This window comes from Streptococcus mitis, from assembly GCF_965111735.1.
Lineage (GTDB): Bacteria > Bacillota > Bacilli > Lactobacillales > Streptococcaceae > Streptococcus > Streptococcus mitis_DR.
The window spans coordinates 231363-251294 of sequence record NZ_OZ217346.1; the positions used below are offsets into that span (position 1 = coordinate 231363).

Annotated in this window: 21 protein-coding genes; 18 read left to right on the plus strand and 3 right to left on the minus strand. The window is 42.5% G+C overall.

What is annotated here, in order from left to right:
- Positions 1-209: 209 nt before the first annotated feature.
- Positions 210-2054, minus strand: a complete 1845-nt coding sequence (locus ACLV7W_RS01140) for an APC family permease (protein WP_411865280.1) — start codon at positions 2052-2054, stop codon at positions 210-212.
- A 157-nt stretch (positions 2055-2211) separates the two neighbouring features.
- On the opposite strand from ACLV7W_RS01140, the gene ACLV7W_RS01145 reads away from it, so the two are divergent.
- The 16 genes from ACLV7W_RS01145 (at position 2212) to pflA (ending at position 16856) form a co-directional block, all read left to right on the plus strand.
- On the plus strand, positions 2212-2985 hold the full coding sequence (locus ACLV7W_RS01145; protein ID WP_049543701.1) for a TatD family hydrolase: 774 nt from the start codon (positions 2212-2214) through the stop codon (positions 2983-2985).
- Positions 2985-3545 carry a ribonuclease M5 gene (gene rnmV, locus ACLV7W_RS01150; protein WP_049543702.1) on the plus strand — a complete coding sequence of 187 codons (561 nt, stop codon included), beginning with the start codon at positions 2985-2987 and terminating at the stop codon, positions 3543-3545. Before ACLV7W_RS01145 ends, rnmV begins: the two co-directional genes overlap by 1 nt.
- Positions 3546-3616: 71 nt before the next feature.
- Complete coding sequence (locus ACLV7W_RS01155; protein ID WP_227325726.1) at positions 3617-4528, plus strand: helix-turn-helix domain-containing protein; 912 nt, start codon at positions 3617-3619, stop codon at positions 4526-4528.
- Between the two features lie 446 nt (positions 4529-4974).
- Positions 4975-5271, plus strand: a complete 297-nt coding sequence (locus ACLV7W_RS01160; protein ID WP_000815396.1) for a lactococcin 972 family bacteriocin — start codon at positions 4975-4977, stop codon at positions 5269-5271.
- Positions 5272-5347: 76 nt separating this feature from the next.
- On the plus strand, positions 5348-7378 hold the full coding sequence (locus tag ACLV7W_RS01165; RefSeq protein ID WP_000825283.1) for a bacteriocin-associated integral membrane family protein: 2031 nt from the start codon (positions 5348-5350) through the stop codon (positions 7376-7378).
- Position 7379: 1 nt separating this feature from the next.
- Complete coding sequence (locus tag ACLV7W_RS01170) at positions 7380-8021, plus strand: ABC transporter ATP-binding protein (RefSeq protein WP_000565528.1); 642 nt, start codon at positions 7380-7382, stop codon at positions 8019-8021.
- A complete protein-coding gene (locus ACLV7W_RS01175; RefSeq protein ID WP_000333261.1) occupies positions 8014-8322 on the plus strand; it encodes a hypothetical protein in 309 nt (102 codons plus the stop codon). Before ACLV7W_RS01170 ends, ACLV7W_RS01175 begins: the two co-directional genes overlap by 8 nt.
- A gap of 130 nt (positions 8323-8452) precedes the next feature.
- Complete coding sequence (rsmA, locus tag ACLV7W_RS01180; protein ID WP_411865281.1) at positions 8453-9325, plus strand: 16S rRNA (adenine(1518)-N(6)/adenine(1519)-N(6))-dimethyltransferase RsmA; 873 nt, start codon at positions 8453-8455, stop codon at positions 9323-9325.
- 1 nt (position 9326) lies between these two features.
- Positions 9327-10205 (plus strand): ribosome small subunit-dependent GTPase A, encoded by an 879-nt coding sequence (rsgA, locus tag ACLV7W_RS01185; protein ID WP_411865282.1) that lies wholly within the window; start codon positions 9327-9329, stop codon positions 10203-10205.
- 10 nt (positions 10206-10215) lie between these two features.
- A complete protein-coding gene (gene rpe, locus ACLV7W_RS01190; protein ID WP_138037731.1) occupies positions 10216-10872 on the plus strand; it encodes a ribulose-phosphate 3-epimerase in 657 nt (218 codons plus the stop codon).
- Positions 10835-11497, plus strand: coding sequence for a thiamine diphosphokinase (locus ACLV7W_RS01195; protein ID WP_411865283.1), 663 nt, complete (start codon positions 10835-10837; stop codon positions 11495-11497). The genes rpe and ACLV7W_RS01195 overlap by 38 nt, the downstream gene beginning before the upstream one ends.
- 1 nt (position 11498) lies before the next feature.
- Positions 11499-12755: a DNA recombination protein RmuC gene (gene rmuC, locus ACLV7W_RS01200; protein ID WP_045612751.1), complete on the plus strand. Its 1257-nt coding sequence runs from the start codon at positions 11499-11501 to the stop codon at positions 12753-12755.
- The gene (locus ACLV7W_RS01205; protein WP_045612752.1) at positions 12745-13686 is read left to right on the plus strand and encodes a 3'-5' exoribonuclease YhaM family protein; all 942 of its coding nucleotides are present in this window, start codon (positions 12745-12747) and stop codon (positions 13684-13686) included. The genes rmuC and ACLV7W_RS01205 overlap by 11 nt, the downstream gene beginning before the upstream one ends.
- A gap of 105 nt (positions 13687-13791) precedes the next feature.
- Positions 13792-14619, plus strand: a complete 828-nt coding sequence (gene purR / locus ACLV7W_RS01210) for a pur operon repressor (RefSeq protein ID WP_049551930.1) — start codon at positions 13792-13794, stop codon at positions 14617-14619.
- Positions 14620-14685: 66 nt separating this feature from the next.
- Complete coding sequence (locus ACLV7W_RS01215; RefSeq protein WP_045612754.1) at positions 14686-15936, plus strand: diaminopimelate decarboxylase; 1251 nt, start codon at positions 14686-14688, stop codon at positions 15934-15936.
- Between the two features lie 125 nt (positions 15937-16061).
- Entirely contained in the window at positions 16062-16856 is a 795-nt protein-coding gene (pflA, locus tag ACLV7W_RS01220) for a pyruvate formate-lyase-activating protein (RefSeq protein WP_001288288.1), read from the plus strand.
- Positions 16857-17127: 271 nt separating this feature from the next.
- Here pflA and yidC read toward each other — a convergent pair whose 3' ends face one another.
- Together yidC and ACLV7W_RS01230 are read right to left on the minus strand one after the other, a co-directional pair.
- Complete coding sequence (gene yidC, locus ACLV7W_RS01225; protein WP_000835964.1) at positions 17128-18054, minus strand: membrane protein insertase YidC; 927 nt, start codon at positions 18052-18054, stop codon at positions 17128-17130.
- A gap of 77 nt (positions 18055-18131) precedes the next feature.
- Positions 18132-18410 (minus strand): acylphosphatase, encoded by a 279-nt coding sequence (locus ACLV7W_RS01230; RefSeq protein ID WP_001174612.1) that lies wholly within the window; start codon positions 18408-18410, stop codon positions 18132-18134.
- A gap of 33 nt (positions 18411-18443) precedes the next feature.
- Here ACLV7W_RS01230 and ACLV7W_RS01235 point away from each other — a divergent pair, with 33 nt between their 5' ends.
- Together ACLV7W_RS01235 and ACLV7W_RS01240 are read left to right on the plus strand one after the other, a co-directional pair.
- Positions 18444-19184: a TrmH family RNA methyltransferase gene (locus ACLV7W_RS01235; protein ID WP_411865284.1), complete on the plus strand. Its 741-nt coding sequence runs from the start codon at positions 18444-18446 to the stop codon at positions 19182-19184.
- A 54-nt stretch (positions 19185-19238) separates the two neighbouring features.
- A complete protein-coding gene (locus tag ACLV7W_RS01240; RefSeq protein WP_261065701.1) occupies positions 19239-19922 on the plus strand; it encodes a Bax inhibitor-1/YccA family protein in 684 nt (227 codons plus the stop codon).
- Positions 19923-19932 lie beyond the last annotated feature (10 nt).

A 19932-nucleotide genomic window follows, 5' to 3' on the forward strand; every position in this document is an offset into this window, starting at 1 on the left:
GTTACTGACTTCGTCAGTTCTATCTGCAACCTCAAAACAGTGTTTTGAGCTGACTTCGTCAGTCTTATTTACAACCTCAAAGCAGTGCTTCGAGCAGCCTGCGGCTAGCTTCCTAGTTTGCTCTTTGATTTTCATTGAGTATAAGTATAGTGACTGGATTCAGAAAAAGGCCTTACCAGATACTTCTTGGTTCTGGTAGGGCCTTTTCTTTATTCTTTTAAGTGATAAGAGTAGCTAGCGACAACGACGTCTTGGTGCCAACGAAGGGCGTATTTGAGTTTAAGACTCATCTGATTGTGCAGGATATTTTGCCAAGGTTTATTAGGGATAAACTGGGGGACGAGGACAGTGACTGTATAGTTCTTTTTCTGAGCTTCCTCGGAAATCCGTTTGACATACTTGACAGTAGGGGTGATGATGTCACGATAGCTGGTCTTGATATTTTTCAGAGTAATGGTTGGGAAGTAATCGGCAAATTCTTGGAGAATTTCTTGGTCTTTTTCTGCGGTTTCCTTTGTAGAAATGTGCATGGCTAAGACTTCGTCACCGATACTTTGGGCATAGTTAATGGCTCCGACGCTGACTCTGGTAACATTTCCTACTAGGACGAGGACAAGATTGCCATCGTAGGTACGTTTTTCGATTCCTTCATAGAGTCGCAGTTGTTGGGCTACTTTTTGGTAATGACTGTGAATTGCTAAGAAGAGTAGGGTGAGTACGAGAATAATCGGGAAGAAGGGCCAGATATCACTGAGACGGAAAAAGAGCAAGATTAGTACAATCGCGTAGCAAATGATTGCCCCAAGGATATTGGCAAGAGCAGGTTTTAAGAAATTTGCTCCTTTTTCTTTTTTCCAATGGCGAATCATCCCAGTCTGAGAAAGGGCAAAGGGCACGAATACACCGATAGTATAGAGAGGAATCAAACGTTCGGTATTGCCATTAAAAATGAGAAGAAGAATCATAGCCCCAAATGCCAGAGTTAAAATTCCATTGGAGTAGCCTAGGCGGTCTCCTTTTTCCATAAAGAGATGGGGCATGTATTTATTTTTAGCCATATTGTAAGCCAGCATAGGGAAGGCCGAAAAGCCAGTATTTGCAGCTACTGCTAAAATCAAGGCTGTGGAGAATTGGAAGATATAATAGCCAAGGTGACCTAAGAAGGAATTACCAAGGATGCCTTGAGCCATCTGTGAAAGAATAGTTTCTCCGTGTTGAGGCATAATCCCCATCCAGTAGTTTAGGAAGGTAATGCATGCAAAAAGAAAACCTAAAATCAAGGCCATGATGGTCAAGGTCTGAGCAGCATTCTTTTCTTTCGGAGTCTTGAAAAAGGGAACGGCATTTGAAATAGCTTCAACCCCTGTCAGAGAGGCAGATCCGCTGGTAAAAGCTCTTAGAATGAGAATGATAGACAGGCTCGGAACAGCATGCCCAATAGGTGAAGTTGCCTGATAGCTGAGAGACCCTGTCATTAGTTGAAAGATTCCGTAGAGCAAGAGAAAGACAGTACTGATGATAAAGAGATAGACAGGAATCATCAGTGAACTGGCAGATTCTTTTAAGCCCCGTAAATTCAAGAGCATAAGCAAGCAAACTAGAAAAATGGAAATGTGGAGGTTGTAAGGGTGTAGAGCAGGGAGAGCTGCTGTGATAGCATCGGCTCCAGATGCAACAGATACCGCTACGGTCAGCATGTAGTCAACTAGCAGACTACCTCCAGCGATTAAGCCAAGTTCGGGAGATAGATTTTCTCGAGTAACCATATAGGCCCCTCCCCCTTGAGGGTAGGCATGGATGATTTGACGGTAGGAGACGGTCAGGCTAGATAGGAGCAGGAGGACAAAGAGGCCGATAGGAAGGCTCCACCATATCGCAAGAGGAGAGAGACTAGCCAAGACGAGGACTACTTGCTCAGGCCCATAGGCAATGGAAGATAGAGCGTCGCTTGACAACATGGCCAAGGCCTGCATTTTTCCCAGCAGACCTCCCTCGCCTTCTGTTAAGGATTTAAGAGGACGACCGATAAAAGTCTGTTTTAATTTTGTAAACATGGTATTTTCCTTTTCTGAAAATTTCAATAAGTGTTATTATACTGCTTTGGGAAAATAGCGTCAAGAGAGGACGATGGATTTTAGAATATTTTGTACAGATGAGGAGAGAGGTCAGTTTTTTTGCTATAATAGTAGATAGAAAACGAGGTTAGAAGAGATGATTTTTGATACACATACACACTTGAATGTAGAAGAATTTGCAGGTCGTGAGGCAGAAGAAATTACCTTGGCTGCTGAGATGGGTGTGACACAGATGAATATTGTTGGTTTTGATAAACCGACGATTGAGCGTGCTTTGGAGTTGGTGGATGAGTACGACCAACTCTACGCGACTATTGGTTGGCATCCGACAGAAGCGGGGACTTACACGGAGGAGATTGAAGCCTACTTGCTTGATAAGCTCAAGCATCCAAAGGTAGTTGCCTTGGGTGAGATTGGTTTGGATTACCATTGGATGACAGCGCCAAAAGAGGTGCAGGAGCAGGTTTTTCGCCGTCAGATTCAGTTATCTAAGGACTTGGATTTGCCTTTTGTAGTTCATACCCGTGATGCGTTGGAAGATACCTATGAGATTATCAAGAGCGAGGGCGTTGGTCCTCGAGGTGGTATCATGCATTCATTTTCAGGGACGCTTGAGTGGGCAGAGAAGTTTGTCGAGCTTGGTATGACCATTTCCTTCTCAGGAGTGGTGACTTTCAAGAAGGCAACTGACATCCAAGAAGCAGCTAAAGAGTTACCTTTGGACAAGATTTTGGTGGAAACGGATGCTCCCTACTTGGCTCCTGTTCCTAAACGTGGTCGTGAAAATAAAACAGCCTACACTCGCTATGTAGTGGACTTTATCGCTGACTTGCGTGGCATGACGGCAGAAGAGCTAGCGGCGGTAACAACTGCAAATGCGGAGCGAATTTTTGGATTGGATAGCAAATAATGAAAGAAAAAATTTCTCAAGTTATCGTGGTCGAAGGGCGCGATGATACGGCCAATCTCAAACGTTACTTCGATGTAGAGACCTATGAGACCCGAGGTTCTGCCATCAATGATCAGGATATAGAGCGGATTCAGCGCTTGCACCAACGTCATGGAGTCATTGTCTTTACAGACCCAGATTTTAATGGGGAGCGGATTCGGCGCATGATCATGACGGCCATTCCAACGGTTCAGCATGCCTTCCTCAAACGAGATGAAGCTGTTCCCAAGTCCAAAACCAAGGGGCGTTCTCTGGGAATTGAGCATGCCAGCTATGAAGATTTGAAAACGGCTCTAGCTCAGGTGACAGAACAATTTGAACATGAGAGTCAGTTTGACATCAGTCGTAGCGACTTGATTCGCCTTGGTTTTCTAGCAGGGTCAGACAGCCGTAAGCGCAGAGAATATCTAGGAGAGGCTCTCCGAATCGGCTATTCCAACGGCAAGCAACTCCTCAAACGCCTAGAGTTGTTTGGGGTCACCTTGGCGGAAGTGGAAGAAGCTATGAAATCTTATGAGTAGGAAAGATGTAGCCGTTACAATTTTTTAAGTTTCACAGTATTTTTCGAAGCAGGTAGAAGAGGAGGCGTCTAATGTTAACTGGTCAAAAAATTAAAGAGATTCGGATAGAAAAAGGAATTAGTCGTCCAGATTTTTGTGGAGATGAGCAAGAACTGACAGTTCGTCAACTGTCGCGAATTGAAAGTGGAGCTTCGCAACCGAGTTTGCCCAAGTTAGACTATATTGCTCGCCGGTTAGGAGTTCCAGCTTATAGCCTTATGCCGGATTTTTCAGCTCTTCCTTCTGCTTATTTAGAATTGAAATACCAGATTTTACGTGAACCAATCTATGGTAAAGAAGAGGAGTATGATAAGAAGGAAGCGTGTTTGGAAGAGATAGAGGATTTATTTTATGAGCAACTTCCTAATGAGGAAAAAATATGGTTTGAAGCTACTAGAGCAACGATAGATGTTATTCGAAGCGGACGACCAGAATATGGGGAAACCGTACTGGACGATTATTTTAAAATAATTTATGATAAGGAATTGTTTTTGATAAATGAATTAGAAGTTATCAACTTATATTTTGCTATAGTGCTTACAAAGATAAAACAAGGTCAAAATCAGATTGAAGAAATTAACAGAATTCATTCGTTTTTAGTTCGTTTGACAAATCATGTAGAATTAATTGCACCAGAATATCTGTTTGCTTTAAGTAACACTTTGTTTTCGGGTCTAGCCTGTTTGGATAATTTGTCGTCTTATGATTCACTCGAAGCTTATATCTTTAGCCTTAATCATATAATGGAAAAAACACAAGATTTTCAGAAGAAACCAATTATATTAATGTTGGAGTGGAAATTATCTCTAATAATAAACAATGATTATGTTTCTGCCGAACAGTTCTATCAGAAATCGAAGCTATTTGCTGATATAATAGAAAATTCTTATTTAGTTACTATGTTGGAGAAACAATGGCAAGAAGATTTAAAAAAATATTTATAAACATAGTGAATCAGTGACAAAAATGTCCTTGTTCTAGTATTGAAATAGTTCTAAAGTTCGTCTTTAGGACTGTTTTTTATATATAAGCTAAAAATGACACGAAATGGTTCTATTTTAAGGACATTGATGTCCTTTGAGTTTATTTAAGAATAATTTATAATTAATAAAAATGTGAAAGGAGATTACAGTATGAACTTTTTTAGTTTATTTTATTTAGTTACTTGGTGGTTTAAATAAAATTTAGTTATGTCTACTTAGTCTCAAAAAATTTATTCATAACATATAATAAATACAACTTGATAGACTAAATTAGAAAAATAAGGAGAGGATACCATGAGGTGTTGCTTTGAAAAGGTCTATGATCCATGACTTAGTTTTACTTGAATAGAAAATGGACAATATATAATAAATATTTATGATAAAATAAAAAATAGAGGAGTATCAATATGAAACAAACAGTTAAAAAATTAGCCCTTGTAGCGAGCATTGCAGCAACATTAGGTGGAAGTGTAGCAGTAGTATCGGCCGCGGTTAAGTATCCAGATGGTGGTGTCTGGACGTATGGTTCAGGTGACGGAGGTGCTTACTCAAACTACTATCACTCTTCAGAATATCATAGCTCAACAGTTGTTAGTAGAAAAACTGGTTCATCTGATAAGGGATATGCTGGTGCTGGAGGGACTTCTCGTGCATGGATTCGTACTTCTTGGGGAGAGAAAGTTGCATTCTACTATAATGTTTAGAATGGTATAGCCCTATTGTTTAGCTTTACTTGGTCACCTTCTCACTAAGTGACCAAGTAACTTTTTGGAGGAAATGATGAAACGTTTATTTATTTTGATTTCAATGGTATTGGTATCGCTTTATATGGTGATAACTTCCGTTGACCATCGAGAAGAGATTTTATTTGGTAACTATCCTTCTGTTGATGTGACAGGAATGGTGATAAATCAACCAGTAGCTAGTCGCGAAGAGGTGACAGAGGCTTTGAGTCACTTGGCGGTAGAGCATAATAGTCTCATCGCCCGTCGGATTGTTGAGCCAAATGAAGCTGGAGAAACACGCTTTATCTATGCCACTTATGGTGAGGGAGAGCTTCCAGAAGGTCTGACCATTTCCTCCAAGGAGAGTTCAGAAACGAGTGATTTATTAGGGTCTTACTTGATTGTGTCAGGAAGTTTGGATGGAGTGAGTTTACAGACCACCTTGAAAGAACTTGGTTATCAAGGCTTTGTTTCGAATGGAGAAGATCCATTTTCGATAGTCTTATTATTGGCGGCCACCCCTATGGGGCTACTGAGTCTAGCTATTTTTCTGCTGACCTTTATGAGTCTGACCCTGATTTATCGGATCAAGTCCCTTCGTCAAGCAGGGATTCGCTTAATAGCTGGTGAGAGCTTGTTTGGGGTGGCTCTCAGACCAGTGTTAGAAGATGTGAGACAGCTTATCTGCTCAGTGCTGGTATCCAGTCTTTTGGGATTGGGGATTCTCTGGTATCAAGGTGCCTTGTTTATGGCAACGGTACAACTGGTCATCATTGGTCTTTTGCTTTATGGATTGGCCTTGGTAGGGATTTCTACCTTATTAAGTATCGTGTATCTACTTGGTTTACAAGAAAATAGTCTGGTGGATCTATTGAAAGGGAAACTCCCTCTCAAACGTATGATGACATTGATGATGGTGGGGCAACTCTTGGCCGTGCTGGTGGTCGGCTCGAGTGCGACTGCTCTCCTACCCCACTACCGTGAAATGCAGGAAATGGAGAGAGCTAGCGATAAATGGAGCCAGTCCTCAGACCGTTACCGTCTATCCTTTGGTTGGTCTAGTGCATTTGCCGATGAAGAAGGAATGCGTAAGGATAATCGTGAGTGGCAGACATTTACTGAAGAACGGTTAGCCAATACAGACTCTTTTTATATTATGAGCAATGTTGACAATTTCTCAGATGGAGCAGAAGTGGACCTAGATGGCAATCGTCTCAATGACTACACACCGTCAGGGAATGTCATCTATGTCTCACCGCGCTATCTGATAGAAGAAAAGATTACCGTTTCTTCAGAGTTTATGGATAAGATGCAAAACTTGTCTGAGGGAGAGTTTGGGCTGATCTTGCCTGAGAGCTTGCGAGAGCAGTCTGCCTACTATCAAGGATTATTTACAGATTACCTGCAAAACTTTTCATCTGAAAGTGTAGAAGTGACGAGTCAGAAACACTACCTCCCACAGGTAACGCTAGCTTTTACAGAAACAGGACAGGAACGCTTCCTCTATAACGATGGGTACAAGACGACACGCCAGTACCTAAAAGATCCGATTATTGTAGTTTTAACGCCGCAAGCGACTGGAACAAGACCTGTTGCAGGGATGTTATGGGGAACTACGGCTAATAGTGCCTTGAAATTAGATCAATATCAAGACAGCATCACAGCTCTAAAAGAGCAAGGTCTGTATCACAAGGTCTCTTATTTGGTAAAAAGCCAGCTATTTTTTGCCAAGGTACTAAATGACAAACGGATGGAGTTCTACTCTCTCCTTATTGGGACTATTTTGACTCTATCTACGGCTATCTTGTTATTTGATTCCATGAATCTTCTCTATTTTGAGCAGTTTAGACGGGAGATCATGATTAAACGTCTTTCTGGTATGACAATCTATGAGCTTCATGGCAAGTACTTACTGGCGCAAGGAGGAGTTCTCTTACTTGGGCTAATCCTATCTAGTGTTTTGACAGGAGATAGCTTGATTAGCGCTCTAGTTGTAGCTTTGTTTACGCTTAACGCTCTGTTGATTTTAGTTAGACAGGATAAAAAAGAAGAAGCTGGTAGCATGGCAGTATTGAAAGGAAAATAAGATGATTGATATTCAAGGATTGGAAAAGAAGTTTAATGACCGCGCGATTTTCTCTGGTTTAAACCTCAAGCTGGAGAAGGGCAAGGTTTATGCCTTAATCGGTAAGAGTGGAAGCGGAAAGACGACTCTGCTGAATATCTTAGGTAAACTAGAAAAGATAGATGGAGGAAGGGTTCTCTATCAGGGGAAAGATTTAAAAACCATTCCCACTCGTGAGTATTTTCGAGACCAGATGGGCTATCTCTTTCAAAATTTTGGCCTCTTAGAAAACCAATCAATCAAAGAGAATTTGGATTTGGGCTTTGTTGGTCAGAAAATCTCAAAAGTAGAACGTTTGGAAAGGCAAGTGGAGGCTTTAGAAAAAGTTAATCTAGGGTATTTGGATCTAGAACAAAAAATTTATACCTTATCTGGGGGAGAGGCTCAACGAGTTGCCCTTGCGAAGACTATTTTGAAAAATCCACCCTTGATTTTGGCAGATGAACCAACAGCAGCTCTTGATCCTGAAAATTCAGAGGAGGTTATGAATCTCTTGGTGGGCTTGAAAGATGAAAATCGAATTATCATCATTGCGACCCATAATCCCCTAGTCTGGAATAAGGCCGATGAAATCATTGATATGAGGGAGCTTGCTCATGTGTGAAAAAATCCGTATTCGCAGGGTATCTGATTATCCTAGTGCCAGAGGTGGTTTAGAAGATATTCTCATCATGGAAAATATGACCAATCATCTCCTTTTGGTTCAAATCCGAGTGAATGGCTATTTGCTTGATTTTGCTAGTATTGAAGGGCAAAGGCAAAAGCATTATCGTTTGAAAAATTTACCTCAAACGGTTGAACTGACAGTGGACGACGTGGAGGAGGATGTAGATTTGACCCTACCTGAAAATCGAAGTTATAAAGAAGCTGATTTTTTCGAACGGATGTTTCGAGAGAACCGCTAAGTCCACCTTTAAAGATTTTCAAGACTATCTTTCTTCATGAGAGAAGATAGTTTTTTGGTATGATTTTCACCCCCAAAATACAAGGGGAATGTGTTACAATAGTAGTAACAGATAATAGAAAAGAGAATAGATGAGAATTGCAGATTATAGCGTGACCAAGGCAGTGCTGGAGCGTCACGGTTTTACCTTTAAAAAGTCCTTCGGGCAAAATTTCTTGACGGATACCAATATTCTTCAAAAAATCGTGGATACGGCTGAGATTGATGACCAGGTTAATGTCATCGAAATCGGGCCAGGGATTGGTGCCTTGACGGAGTTTTTGGCTGAGCGTGCAGCTCAAGTTATGGCCTTTGAGATCGACCACCGTTTGGTGCCGATTTTGGCAGATACCTTGCGTGATTTTGATAATGTGACCGTGGTCAACGAGGACATTCTTAAAGTTGATTTGGCGCAACATATCCAGAATTTTAAAAATCCTGACCTGCCAATCAAGATAGTGGCTAATTTGCCTTACTACATCACGACGCCTATTCTCATGCACTTAATCGAGAGTGGGATTCCTTTTAGTGAGTTTGTTGTTATGATGCAGAAAGAAGTGGCGGACCGCATTTCAGCCCAGCCGAATACCAAGGCTTATGGTAGCTTGTCGATTGCGGTTCAATACTACATGACTGCCAAGGTTGCCTTCATCGTGCCTCGTACGGTATTTGTGCCAGCGCCCAATGTGGATTCAGCTATTTTGAAAATGGTGCGCCGTCCAGAGCCAGCTGTAGCAGTAGAAGATGAGAACTTCTTCTTTAGGGTCTCTAAGGCAAGTTTCACCCATCGCCGTAAAACCTTGTGGAACAATTTGACAGGTTACTTTGGCAAGACTGAAGAGATCAAGGACAAGCTGACCAAGGCTTTGGACCAAGCAGGCTTGTCACCAAGTGTGCGTGGAGAAGCTCTCAGCTTGACAGAATTTGCCAGTCTAGCAGACGCGCTTAAAGGGCAAGGACTCTAAGATGCAGGGACAAATTATTAAGGCTTTGGCAGGCTTCTACTATGTAGAGAGTGATGGCCAGGTCTATCAAACACGCGCGCGTGGGAATTTCCGTAAAAAAGGCCATACTCCTTACGTTGGGGACTGGGTAGATTTTTCTGCCGAGGAAAATTCAGAAGGTTATATTCTCAAGATTCATGAACGGAAAAACAGTCTGGTCCGTCCGCCCATTGTCAATATTGACCAAGCTGTGGTGATCATGTCTGTCAAGGAACCTGATTTTAACAGCAATTTGCTGGATCGCTTCTTGGTTCTTTTGGAACACAAGGGCATCCATCCCATCGTCTATATTTCCAAGATGGACCTACTGGAAGATAGAGGGGAACTGGATTTTTATAAACAGACTTATGGTGATATCGGCTATGACTTTGTGACCAGTAAAGAGGGACTCCTTCCTTTGTTAACAGGCAAGGTTACAGTCTTTATGGGGCAGACGGGTGTTGGGAAGTCAACTCTTCTCAATAAAATCGCACCAGACCTCAATCTTGAAACAGGAGAAATTTCAGACAGTCTGGGTCGCGGGCGCCACACTACTCGAGCAGTTAGTTTTTATAATCTCAATGGAGGTAAAATCGCAGATACACCGGGATTTTCATCCTTGGACTATGAAGTGTCGACAGCAGAAGACCTCAACCAGGCCTTCCCAGAGATTGCTAGTGTCAGTCGAGATTGTAAGTTCCGTACTTGTACCCATACCCATGAGCCGTCTTGCGCAGTTAAGCCAGCTGTTGAAGAGGGTATCATTGCGTCCTTCCGTTTTGACAACTACCTGCAATTCCTCAGTGAGATTGAAAATCGCAGAGAAACCTATAAAAAAGTCAGCAAAAAAATTCCAAAATAAGGAGAAACCTATGTCTCAATACAAGATTGCTCCGTCAATTCTGGCAGCAGATTATGCCAACTTTGAACGTGAAATCAAACGTCTAGAAGCAACTGGTGCAGAATATGCCCATATCGATATCATGGATGGTCATTTTGTACCGCAAATCAGTTTTGGTGCGGGTGTGGTCGAGAGTCTGCGTCCTCATAGCAAGATGGTCTTTGATTGCCACTTGATGGTGGCGAATCCTGAACATCACTTAGAAGACTTTGCGCGCGCAGGTGCAGATATCATCAGTATCCATGTAGAAGCAACACCCCATATCCATGGCGCCCTCCAAAAAATTCGTTCTCTAGGGGTCAAACCTTCAGTCGTTATCAATCCTGGCACACCAGTTGAAGCCATCAAGCACGTCCTTCATCTAGTTGACCAAGTTTTAGTCATGACAGTTAACCCAGGCTTTGGTGGGCAAGCCTTTCTACCAGAGACCATGGATAAGGTCCGAGAGTTGGTTGCTCTTCGTGATGAAAAAGGCTTGAACTTTGAAATCGAAGTGGATGGTGGGATTGATGACCAAACTATTGCCCAAGCCAAAGAAGCTGGTGCGACCGTTTTTGTAGCAGGTTCCTATGTCTTTAAGGGAGATGTCAATGAGCGAGTACAAACTCTCAGAAAACAACTGGACTAGGGTTGCCGTTTTTGCAGGAGGAGACCGCGGTCACTACCGAACAGACTTTGATTGCTTTGTCGGTGTGGATCGAGGCTCGCTCTGGGTCTTGGAGGAAAATTTACCTCTTGCTCTAGCGGTTGGAGATTTTGATTCTGTCACTGCAGAAGAGCGACAGGTGATTCAAAAACGTGCCCAGCATTTTGTTCAAGCCCGACCAGAAAAGGATGATACAGATCTGGAATTGGCTCTCTTAACCATCTTTGAACAAAATCCTCAGGCCCAGGTCACTATTTTCGGTGCTCTGGGTGGCCGTATTGATCACATGCTGGCCAATGTTTTTCTTCCTAGCAATCCCAAGTTGGCGCCTTATATGCGCCAGATAGAAATTGAGGATGGACAAAATTTGATTGCCTATTGTCCAGAAGGGACCAGTCAGCTAGAACCCCGTTTAGACTACGACTATCTAGCTTTTATGCCGGTTCGGGATAGCCAGCTGACCATTCTTGGAGCCAAGTATGAGTTGACAGAGGAAAATTTTTTCTTTAAAAAAGTGTACGCTTCTAACGAATATATAGATAGGGAAGTTTCGGTGATTTGCCCAGATGGCTATGTAGTCGTGTTGCATAGCAAGGACAGGAGGTAGAATGGAAAGTTTACTTGTTCTATTATTGATTGCCAACCTAGCTGGCCTCTTTCTGATTTGGCAAAGACAGGATAAGCAGGAAAAACATCTATCCAAGAGCTTGGAGGATCAGGCAGATCACTTGTCAGACCAGTTGGATTACCGTTTTGAACAAGCCAGACAAGCCAGCCAGTTAGATCAAAAAGATTTGGAAGTAGCTGTCAGCGACCGTTTGCAAGAAGTGCGAATGGAATTGCACCAAGGTCTGACTCAAGTTCGTCAAGAAATGACAGAGAATCTCTTGCAAACTAGGGATAAGACCGACCAACGTCTCCAAGCCTTGCAGGAATCAAATGAGCAACGTTTGGAACAAATGCGTCAAACAGTCGAGGAAAAACTAGAAAAGACCTTGCAGACGCGCTTGCAGGCTTCCTTTGAGACGGTTTCCAAGCAACTGGAGTCGGTCAATCGTGGCCTTGGAGAAATGCAGACAGTTGCCCGTGATGTCGGAACTCTTAACAAGGTTCTCTCTGGAACCAAGACGCGAGGGATTCTGGGAGAATTGCAATTGGGGCAAATTATTGAGGACATCATGACCCCTGCCCAGTATGAACGAGAATACGCAACGGTTGAAAACTCTAGTGAACGAGTGGAGTATGCCATCAAGTTGCCTGGACAGGGTGACCAGGAATATGTCTACTTACCGATTGACTCCAAGTTTCCACTGGCAGATTATTACCGCTTAGAAGAAGCCTATGAAGCAGGTGATAGGGACGAGATTGAACGCTGTCGTAAATCGCTTTTAGCAAGCATCAAGCGCTTTGCCAAGGATATCAAGAGCAAGTACATAGCACCGCCTCGGACGACCAATTTTGGAGTTTTGTTTGTTCCGACAGAAGGGCTCTACTCAGAAATCGTCCGCAATCCGGTCTTCTTTGATGATTTGAGACGGGAAGAGCAGATTATTGTCGCAGGTCCAAGTACCCTATCAGCCCTGCTTAACTCTCTATCAGTTGGCTTCAAGACTCTCAATATCCAAAAGAGTGCCGACCATATCAGTAAGACTCTTGCCAGCGTCAAGACCGAGTTTGGCAAGTTTGGTGGTATTCTGGTCAAGGCACAAAAGCATCTCCAACATGCCTCTGGCAATATTGATGAATTATTAAACCGTCGTACCACAGCTATCGAGCGGACGCTCCGTCACATTGAGTTGTCAGAAGGTGAGCCTGCGCTTGATTTACTCCATTTCCAAGAAAATGAGGAAGAATATGAAGATTAGTCACATGAAAAAAGATGAGCTGTTTGAAGGCTTTTACCTAATCAAGTCAGCTGACCTGAGGCAAACTCGAGCTGGGAAAAACTACCTAGCCTTTACCTTCCAAGATGATAGTGGCGAGATTGAAGGGAAACTCTGGGATGCCCAACCTCATAACGTTGAGGTCTTTACCGCAGGTAAGGTTGTCCACATGAAAGGACGCCGAGAAGTTTATAACAACACTCCACAGGTCAATCAAATTACCCTTCGCCTGCCTCAGCCTGGTGAACCCAATGATCCAGCTGATTTCAAGGTCAAGTCGCCAGTTGATGCCAAGCAAATCCGTGACTATATGTCGCAAATGATTTTCAAAATTGAAAATCCTGTCTGGCAACGAATTGTCCGAAATCTTTACACCAAGTATGATAAGGAATTTTACTCTTATCCAGCAGCCAAGACCAACCACCATGCCTTTGAAACAGGCTTGGCTTATCATACGGCGACCATGGTGCGCTTGGCAGATGCCATTAGCGAAATCTATCCTCAACTTAATAAGAGTCTGCTCTATGCGGGAATTATGCTGCATGACTTGGCTAAAGTCATTGAGTTGACGGGACCAGATCAGACCGAATACACAGTTAGAGGCAATCTCCTTGGGCATATTGCTCTAATTGATAGCGAAATTACCAAGACAGTTATGGAACTCGGTATCGATGATACCAAGGAAGAAGTCGTTCTGCTTCGTCACGTCATCCTCAGTCACCATGGCTTACTTGAGTATGGAAGTCCAGTCCGTCCACGCATTATGGAAGCAGAGATTATCCATATGATTGACAATCTGGATGCAAGCATGATGATGATGTCAACTGCTCTTGCTTTGGTGGATAGAGGAGAGATGACCAATAAAATCTTCGCTATGGACAATCGTTCTTTCTATAAACCAGATTTAGATTAACAATTTAAGAAAAATGAGCATTTTTTAGGATAAGAATGTTCGTTTTTTTATGTGAATATGGTATAATAGATAAAATATCAAAATTAAATGAAGTGGGAAATAGAAATGAAATTAAGAAGAAGTGATCGGATGGTTGTCATTTCCAACTATTTGATTAATAATCCTTATAAATTAACTAGTCTCAATACTTTTGCTGAAAAGTATGAATCTGCTAAATCATCCATCTCAGAGGATATCGTGATTATCAAACGAGCCTTTGAGGAAATCGAAATTGGTCACATCCAGACTGTAACTGGGGCTGGTGGTGGTGTCATTTTCACACCATCAATCTCAAGTCATGATGCCAAGGAAATGGTCGAGGACTTGTGTGCCAAGTTGTCAGAAAGTGATCGTATCTTGCCAGGTGGCTATATCTACCTGTCTGATTTGCTCAGCACACCAGCTATTTTGAAAAATATTGGTCGCATTATTGCCAAGAGCTTTATGGACCAAAAAATTGATGCGGTTATGACAGTAGCGACTAAGGGTGTTCCACTTGCAAATGCAGTTGCCAATGTCCTCAATGTTCCTTTTGTTATTGTGCGCCGTGACCTGAAAATTACCGAAGGTTCAACTGTCAGCGTCAACTATGTATCAGGTTCAAGTGGTGACCGCATTGAGAAAATGTTCCTTTCAAAACGTAGTCTCAAGGCAGGCAGCCGTGTCTTGATTGTGGATGACTTCTTGAAAGGCGGAGGAACTGTCAACGGGATGATCAGTCTCTTGCGTGAGTTTGATTCAGAATTGGCAGGTGTAGCGGTCTTTGCGGACAATGCCCAAGAAGAACGTGAAAAGCAGTTTGACTACAAGTCACTCTTGAAGGTAACCAATATTGATGTCAAGAACCAAGCCATCGATGTTGAAGTTGGCAATATCTTTGACGAAGATAAATAAGAGATAGAACTAAAGGTTGGAACGATAGTCCCAGCCTTTCTTTGCAAATAGAATAGAAGGAAGCTTATGAAAACACCATTTATCAATAAAGAAGATTTAGAAAAGATTGTTGCCGAGTTCCCGACTCCCTTTCACTTGTATGATGAGAAGGGAATTCGTGAGAAGGCAAGAGCCGTCAATCAAGCCTTTTCGTGGAACAAGGGCTTTAAGGAATATTTTGCAGTTAAGGCTACTCCAACACCAGCTATTTTGAAAATTCTCCAAGAGGAAGGCTGTGGTGTGGACTGCTCTAGTTATGTGGAGCTTTTGATGAGCCATAAACTGGATTTTCCAGGTTCTGAGATCATGTTCTCTTCAAACAACACGCCAGATAAGGAATATGCCTATGCGCGTGAATTGGGTGCAACCATTAACTTGGATGCATTTGAAGATATTGAACATCTAGAGCGTGCAGCAGGGATTCCAGAAATCATCTCTTGTCGTTACAATCCTGGAGGCGTTTTTGAGCTAGGAACAGACATTATGGACAATCCTGGAGAAGCCAAGTTTGGCATGACCAAGGACCAGCTCTTTGAAGCTTTTGCCATCTTGAAGGAAAAAGGAGCCAAGACTTTTGGGATTCACTCCTTCCTAGCGTCCAATACCGTGACCCATCTCTATTATCCAGAGTTGGCGCGTCAGCTTTTTGAATTGGCTGTTGAAATCAAGGAAAAGTTGGGTATTTCGCTAGACTTTATCAATCTTTCTGGCGGTATTGGTGTTAACTATCGTCCTGAGCAGGAGCCAAATGATATTGCTTTGATTGGTGAGGGAGTTCGTAAGGTGTATGAAGAGGTCCTTACGCCAGCAGGTCTTGGTCAGGTTAAGATTTTCACCGAACTGGGTCGTTTTATGTTGGCACCTCATGGTGCTTTGGTCACAAGAGTCACTCATAAGAAGAAAACTTACCGTACTTATCTGGGTGTGGATGCATCAGCAGTCAACCTCATGCGTCCAGCTATGTATGGAGCCTACCATCATATTACTAACGTGCCCCATCCAGATGGACCAGCTGAAGTGGTAGATGTGGTTGGTTCGCTCTGTGAAAACAATGATAAATTTGCAGTGAATCGCGAACTGCCTCATACAGAAATCGGTGATTTGCTGGTAATTCATGATACAGGTGCCCACGGTTTTTCAATGGGCTACCAGTACAATGCCAAACTTCGTTCTGCGGAAATCCTTTATACTGAAGAAGGCAAAGCCCGTCAAATCCGCCGTGCAGAGCGCCCTGAGGACTACTTTGCAACCTTGTATGGCTTTGATTTTGAAGAATAAAATGATAATTAATTGAAAATGAAATTGAAAAACAGATTGCTTTCTAAAAAATAGGCAAAAATCTTGTTTTTCCTTCAAGTCATGATATAATAAAACTATAAAACGTTTTCAAGGAAGGTAACGATATGTCTGAAGAAACAATTGATTATGGACAAGTGACAGGAATGGTGCATTCGACAGAAAGCTTTGGGTCAGTAGATGGGCCTGGTATTCGCTTTATTGTCTTTTTGCAGGGCTGTCACATGCGTTGCCAGTATTGCCACAACCCTGACACTTGGGCTATGGAGTCCAATAAGTCACGTGAACGGACGGTAGATGATGTCTTGACTGAAGCCTTGCGTTACCGCGGTTTCTGGGGGAATAAGGGTGGGATTACAGTCAGTGGAGGAGAAGCTCTCTTGCAGATTGATTTCTTGATTGCCCTCTTTACCAAGGCTAAGGAACAAGGAATCCACTGTACCTTGGATACCTGTGCCCTTCCTTTCCGTAATAAACCACGTTACCTTGAAAAGTTTGACAAACTCATGGCTGTCACTGACTTGGTCCTCTTGGATATCAAGGAAATCAACGAAGAACAGCACAAGATTGTCACTAGCCAAACCAATAAAAATATCTTGGCTTGTGCCCAGTATCTATCAGATATTGGAAAACCTGTCTGGATTCGCCACGTGCTAGTTCCAGGATTGACAGATAGAGATGATGACTTGATTGAACTTGGTAAGTTCGTCAAGACCCTCAAAAATGTTGATAAGTTTGAAATTCTGCCTTATCACACCATGGGAGAATTCAAGTGGCGTGAATTGGGAATTCCATATTCACTCGAAGGGGTTAAACCACCAACAGCAGATCGCGTCAAGAACGCTAAAAAACTCATGGATACCGAAAGTTATCAAGACTATATGAAACGTGTACATGGATAAAAAAGAAGCCTGATGGTAACATCGGGCTTTTGATACTCAATGAAAATCAAAGAGCAAACTAGGAAACTAGCCGCAGGCTGCTCAAAACATGGTTTTGAGGTTGTGGATAGAACTGACGAAGTCAGCTCAAAACACTGTTTTGAGGTTGTAGATAAGACTGACGAAGTCAGTAACACATCTACGGCAAGGCGAAGCTAACGTTGTTTGAAGAGATTTTCGAAGAGTATGACTTGCAAAAAAGACTTAGCAAACTAGCTAAGCCTTTTTCTTCTTATCTCGAACGTTGTTTTCCAGCGTTGCGATTTTTGTGTTTTTTCTTGCTTGTGATAGCAGTTGGTTGTTCAGGGGTAACGTCTTTTCGTCCACTTGGTGTAGAGAAAGCACGTGCTTTTGGTGGGTTCTTGGCTAGTTCTTCACGGACTTTTTTGCGAAGTTTTGGACGAACGATATAGTTGACGATAAACTGTTGGAGAATCATCATGAAACCACCGACAACCCAGTAAAGTGTGACACTGGCTGGTGAAATGAGGGAGAAGACAACAATCGTGATTGGGCTCACGTAAGCCATTTTCTTGATTTGTTCTCTTTGCGTTTCGTCTTCTACTCCGTGAAGTGAAAGGAGCGATTGAAGATAGTAAAGGACACCTGCGCAGGCAACCAAAATCATACTTGGAGAACCTAGAGGAATGCCTAGGTAGCTTGCTTGAGCAACCCCTTCAGTATGTTGGGCAGCAAAGTAGATAGCTGAGAAGAAAGGCATTTGAAGGAGGATAGGGAAGCATCCTACACCACCAAACATGCTGATGCCGTGCTCTTTTTGAGCAGCAAAGAGAGCTTGTTGGGCTTCGAGTTTTTCTTCTTGAGTAGTCGCTTCCTTGAGACGTGTTTGGTGTGGCTCAAGGACGTGCTTGAGGGCGTTCATCTTTTCAGAGTGAAGCGTTGCCTTCCATGATTGGTAGATACCAAGTGGCAAGATAATCAAGCGCACGATAATGGTTACGATAATGATAGCCATACCAAAGCCTAGACCTTGATCAGTAGCGAAGTACTTGATAGCTTCAGCCATAGGCGCTCCGAAAGTATTCCAAATAAATCCTGTTGGCTCTCCTGTTGCTTTATCGACGCTAACACAGCCAGTCAAGACAAGCAACATAGCCACTCCCATAGTCGAGAGTGCAAAACGTTTAATAGATTTCACTGTTTTTATTCCTTCTTTAAAAATTATACCTTTCTATTCTACTGTTTTTTTACAAAATATACAATAGTTCTAGAGACTTAATTTGCGATTTTAAAGTCAGGGTAGGGAGGAAAGTTGCTTAGTTTGACATCTAAGTAGCTGACTTTTGAAAAAGGTGTTGGTCCTTTGCGGATTTCTTGGATAAATTTTGCCATGATAGCAGACGAGTCTGCTTGGGCTAATATTTCCACTGTGCCATCGTCGTTATTCCATACCCGACCTGTGATGCCACCAATTTCAAGTGCCAAGCTGTAAACGCCCCAACGAAAGCCGACTCCCTGTACCCTACCTTGGGCAATCATTCTAACCTTTTGCATACCAAACCCCTTTGATTGTGTTATAATATTTCTATGACTATTATAACCTCAAAATCCAATTCTGTGGTAAAAAATGCCAAGAAATTACACCAAAAAAAATACCGCAAGTCTGCTTATTTGATTGAAGGCTGGCACTTGTTTGAAGAAGCTGTCCAAGCTGGAGTGACGATTGAGAAAATCTTTGCCTTAGAAAATTACCGAGATCAGTTAGCTGCTTTTCCGCAAACTGTCTGGGTGTCAGAGGATATTTTGCTAGATTTGGCGGATTCTCAGACTCCACAGGGAATTGTTGCGGTGGTTCAAAAAGAAGAAGTAGGACAAGTTGATTTTAGTCAGGGTAAATTCTTGTTTTTGGAAGATGTGCAAGATCCTGGTAATGTGGGAACTATCATTCGTACTGCAGATGCAGCAGGTTTTACTGGAGTGATTGTTTCAGATAAATCGGCAGATATCTACAGTCTCAAGACCCTACGTTCCATGCAAGGCAGTCATTTCCATCTGCCCATTTACCGAATGTCTAGTCAAAGGCTTCTCGAGGAAGCTAAGGAAGCAGCTATCCCAGTGCTGGCAACAACCCTATCTAAAGATTCTGTTGATTACAGAGAACTGCCTCCTATAGAAAATTTTGTACTAGTCATGGGAAATGAGGGTCAAGGAATTAGTCCCCTTATGGCTGAAAATGCAGACCAGTTGGTCCACATTAGTATGAAGGGGCAGGCGGAGAGTTTGAATGTTGCCGTTGCAGCCGGTATTTTAATTTTCCATTTAAGCTAATTTTAACTTTCTTTGTTATAATCAAGGAAAGACATTCATAGAAAAGGAGAAAAGATGAATCACACTATTATTCATGACCGCGCAGGTCTCAATCAATTTTACGCTAAGGTTTATGCCTTTGTTGGTCTGGGAATCGGACTATCCGCTTTGGTATCAGGCCTCATGTTGACAGTCTTTCAGTCTCAGTTGGTTTACTTTTTGATGCAGGGACGCCTCTGGTTGACTATTGCTACTTTTGCGGAATTGGCCTTGGTTTTCGTTGCCAGCAGTATGGCTTCAAAGAATAGTCCAGCTGCTCTTCCAATATTTTTACTTTACTCAGTATTAAACGGCTTTACCCTTAGTTTTGTGGTGGCCTTCTATACTCCGGGTACAGTTTTATCCGCCTTTGTGTCGAGCGCCCTTCTCTTCTTTGTCATGGCGGCAGTTGGCATGTTTACCAAGAAAGATTTGAGTGGCCTTGGTCGAGCGATGATGGCAGCTCTTATCGGTTTGCTGATTGCCATGGTAGTTAATATTTTCTTGGCTAGCGGTTTCTTTGATTATATGATTAGCGTAGCCATGGTTTTGGTTTTCTCAGGGTTGATTGCTTGGGATAACCAAAAAATTCGCTATGTCTATGAGCAATCACAAGGCCGTGTAGCGACAGGTTGGGTTGTGTCAATGGCTCTCAGTATCTATCTTGATTTTATCAATCTTTTCCTAAGTATTCTACGTATCTTTGGTCGTAATGACTAGAAGGTCCCTA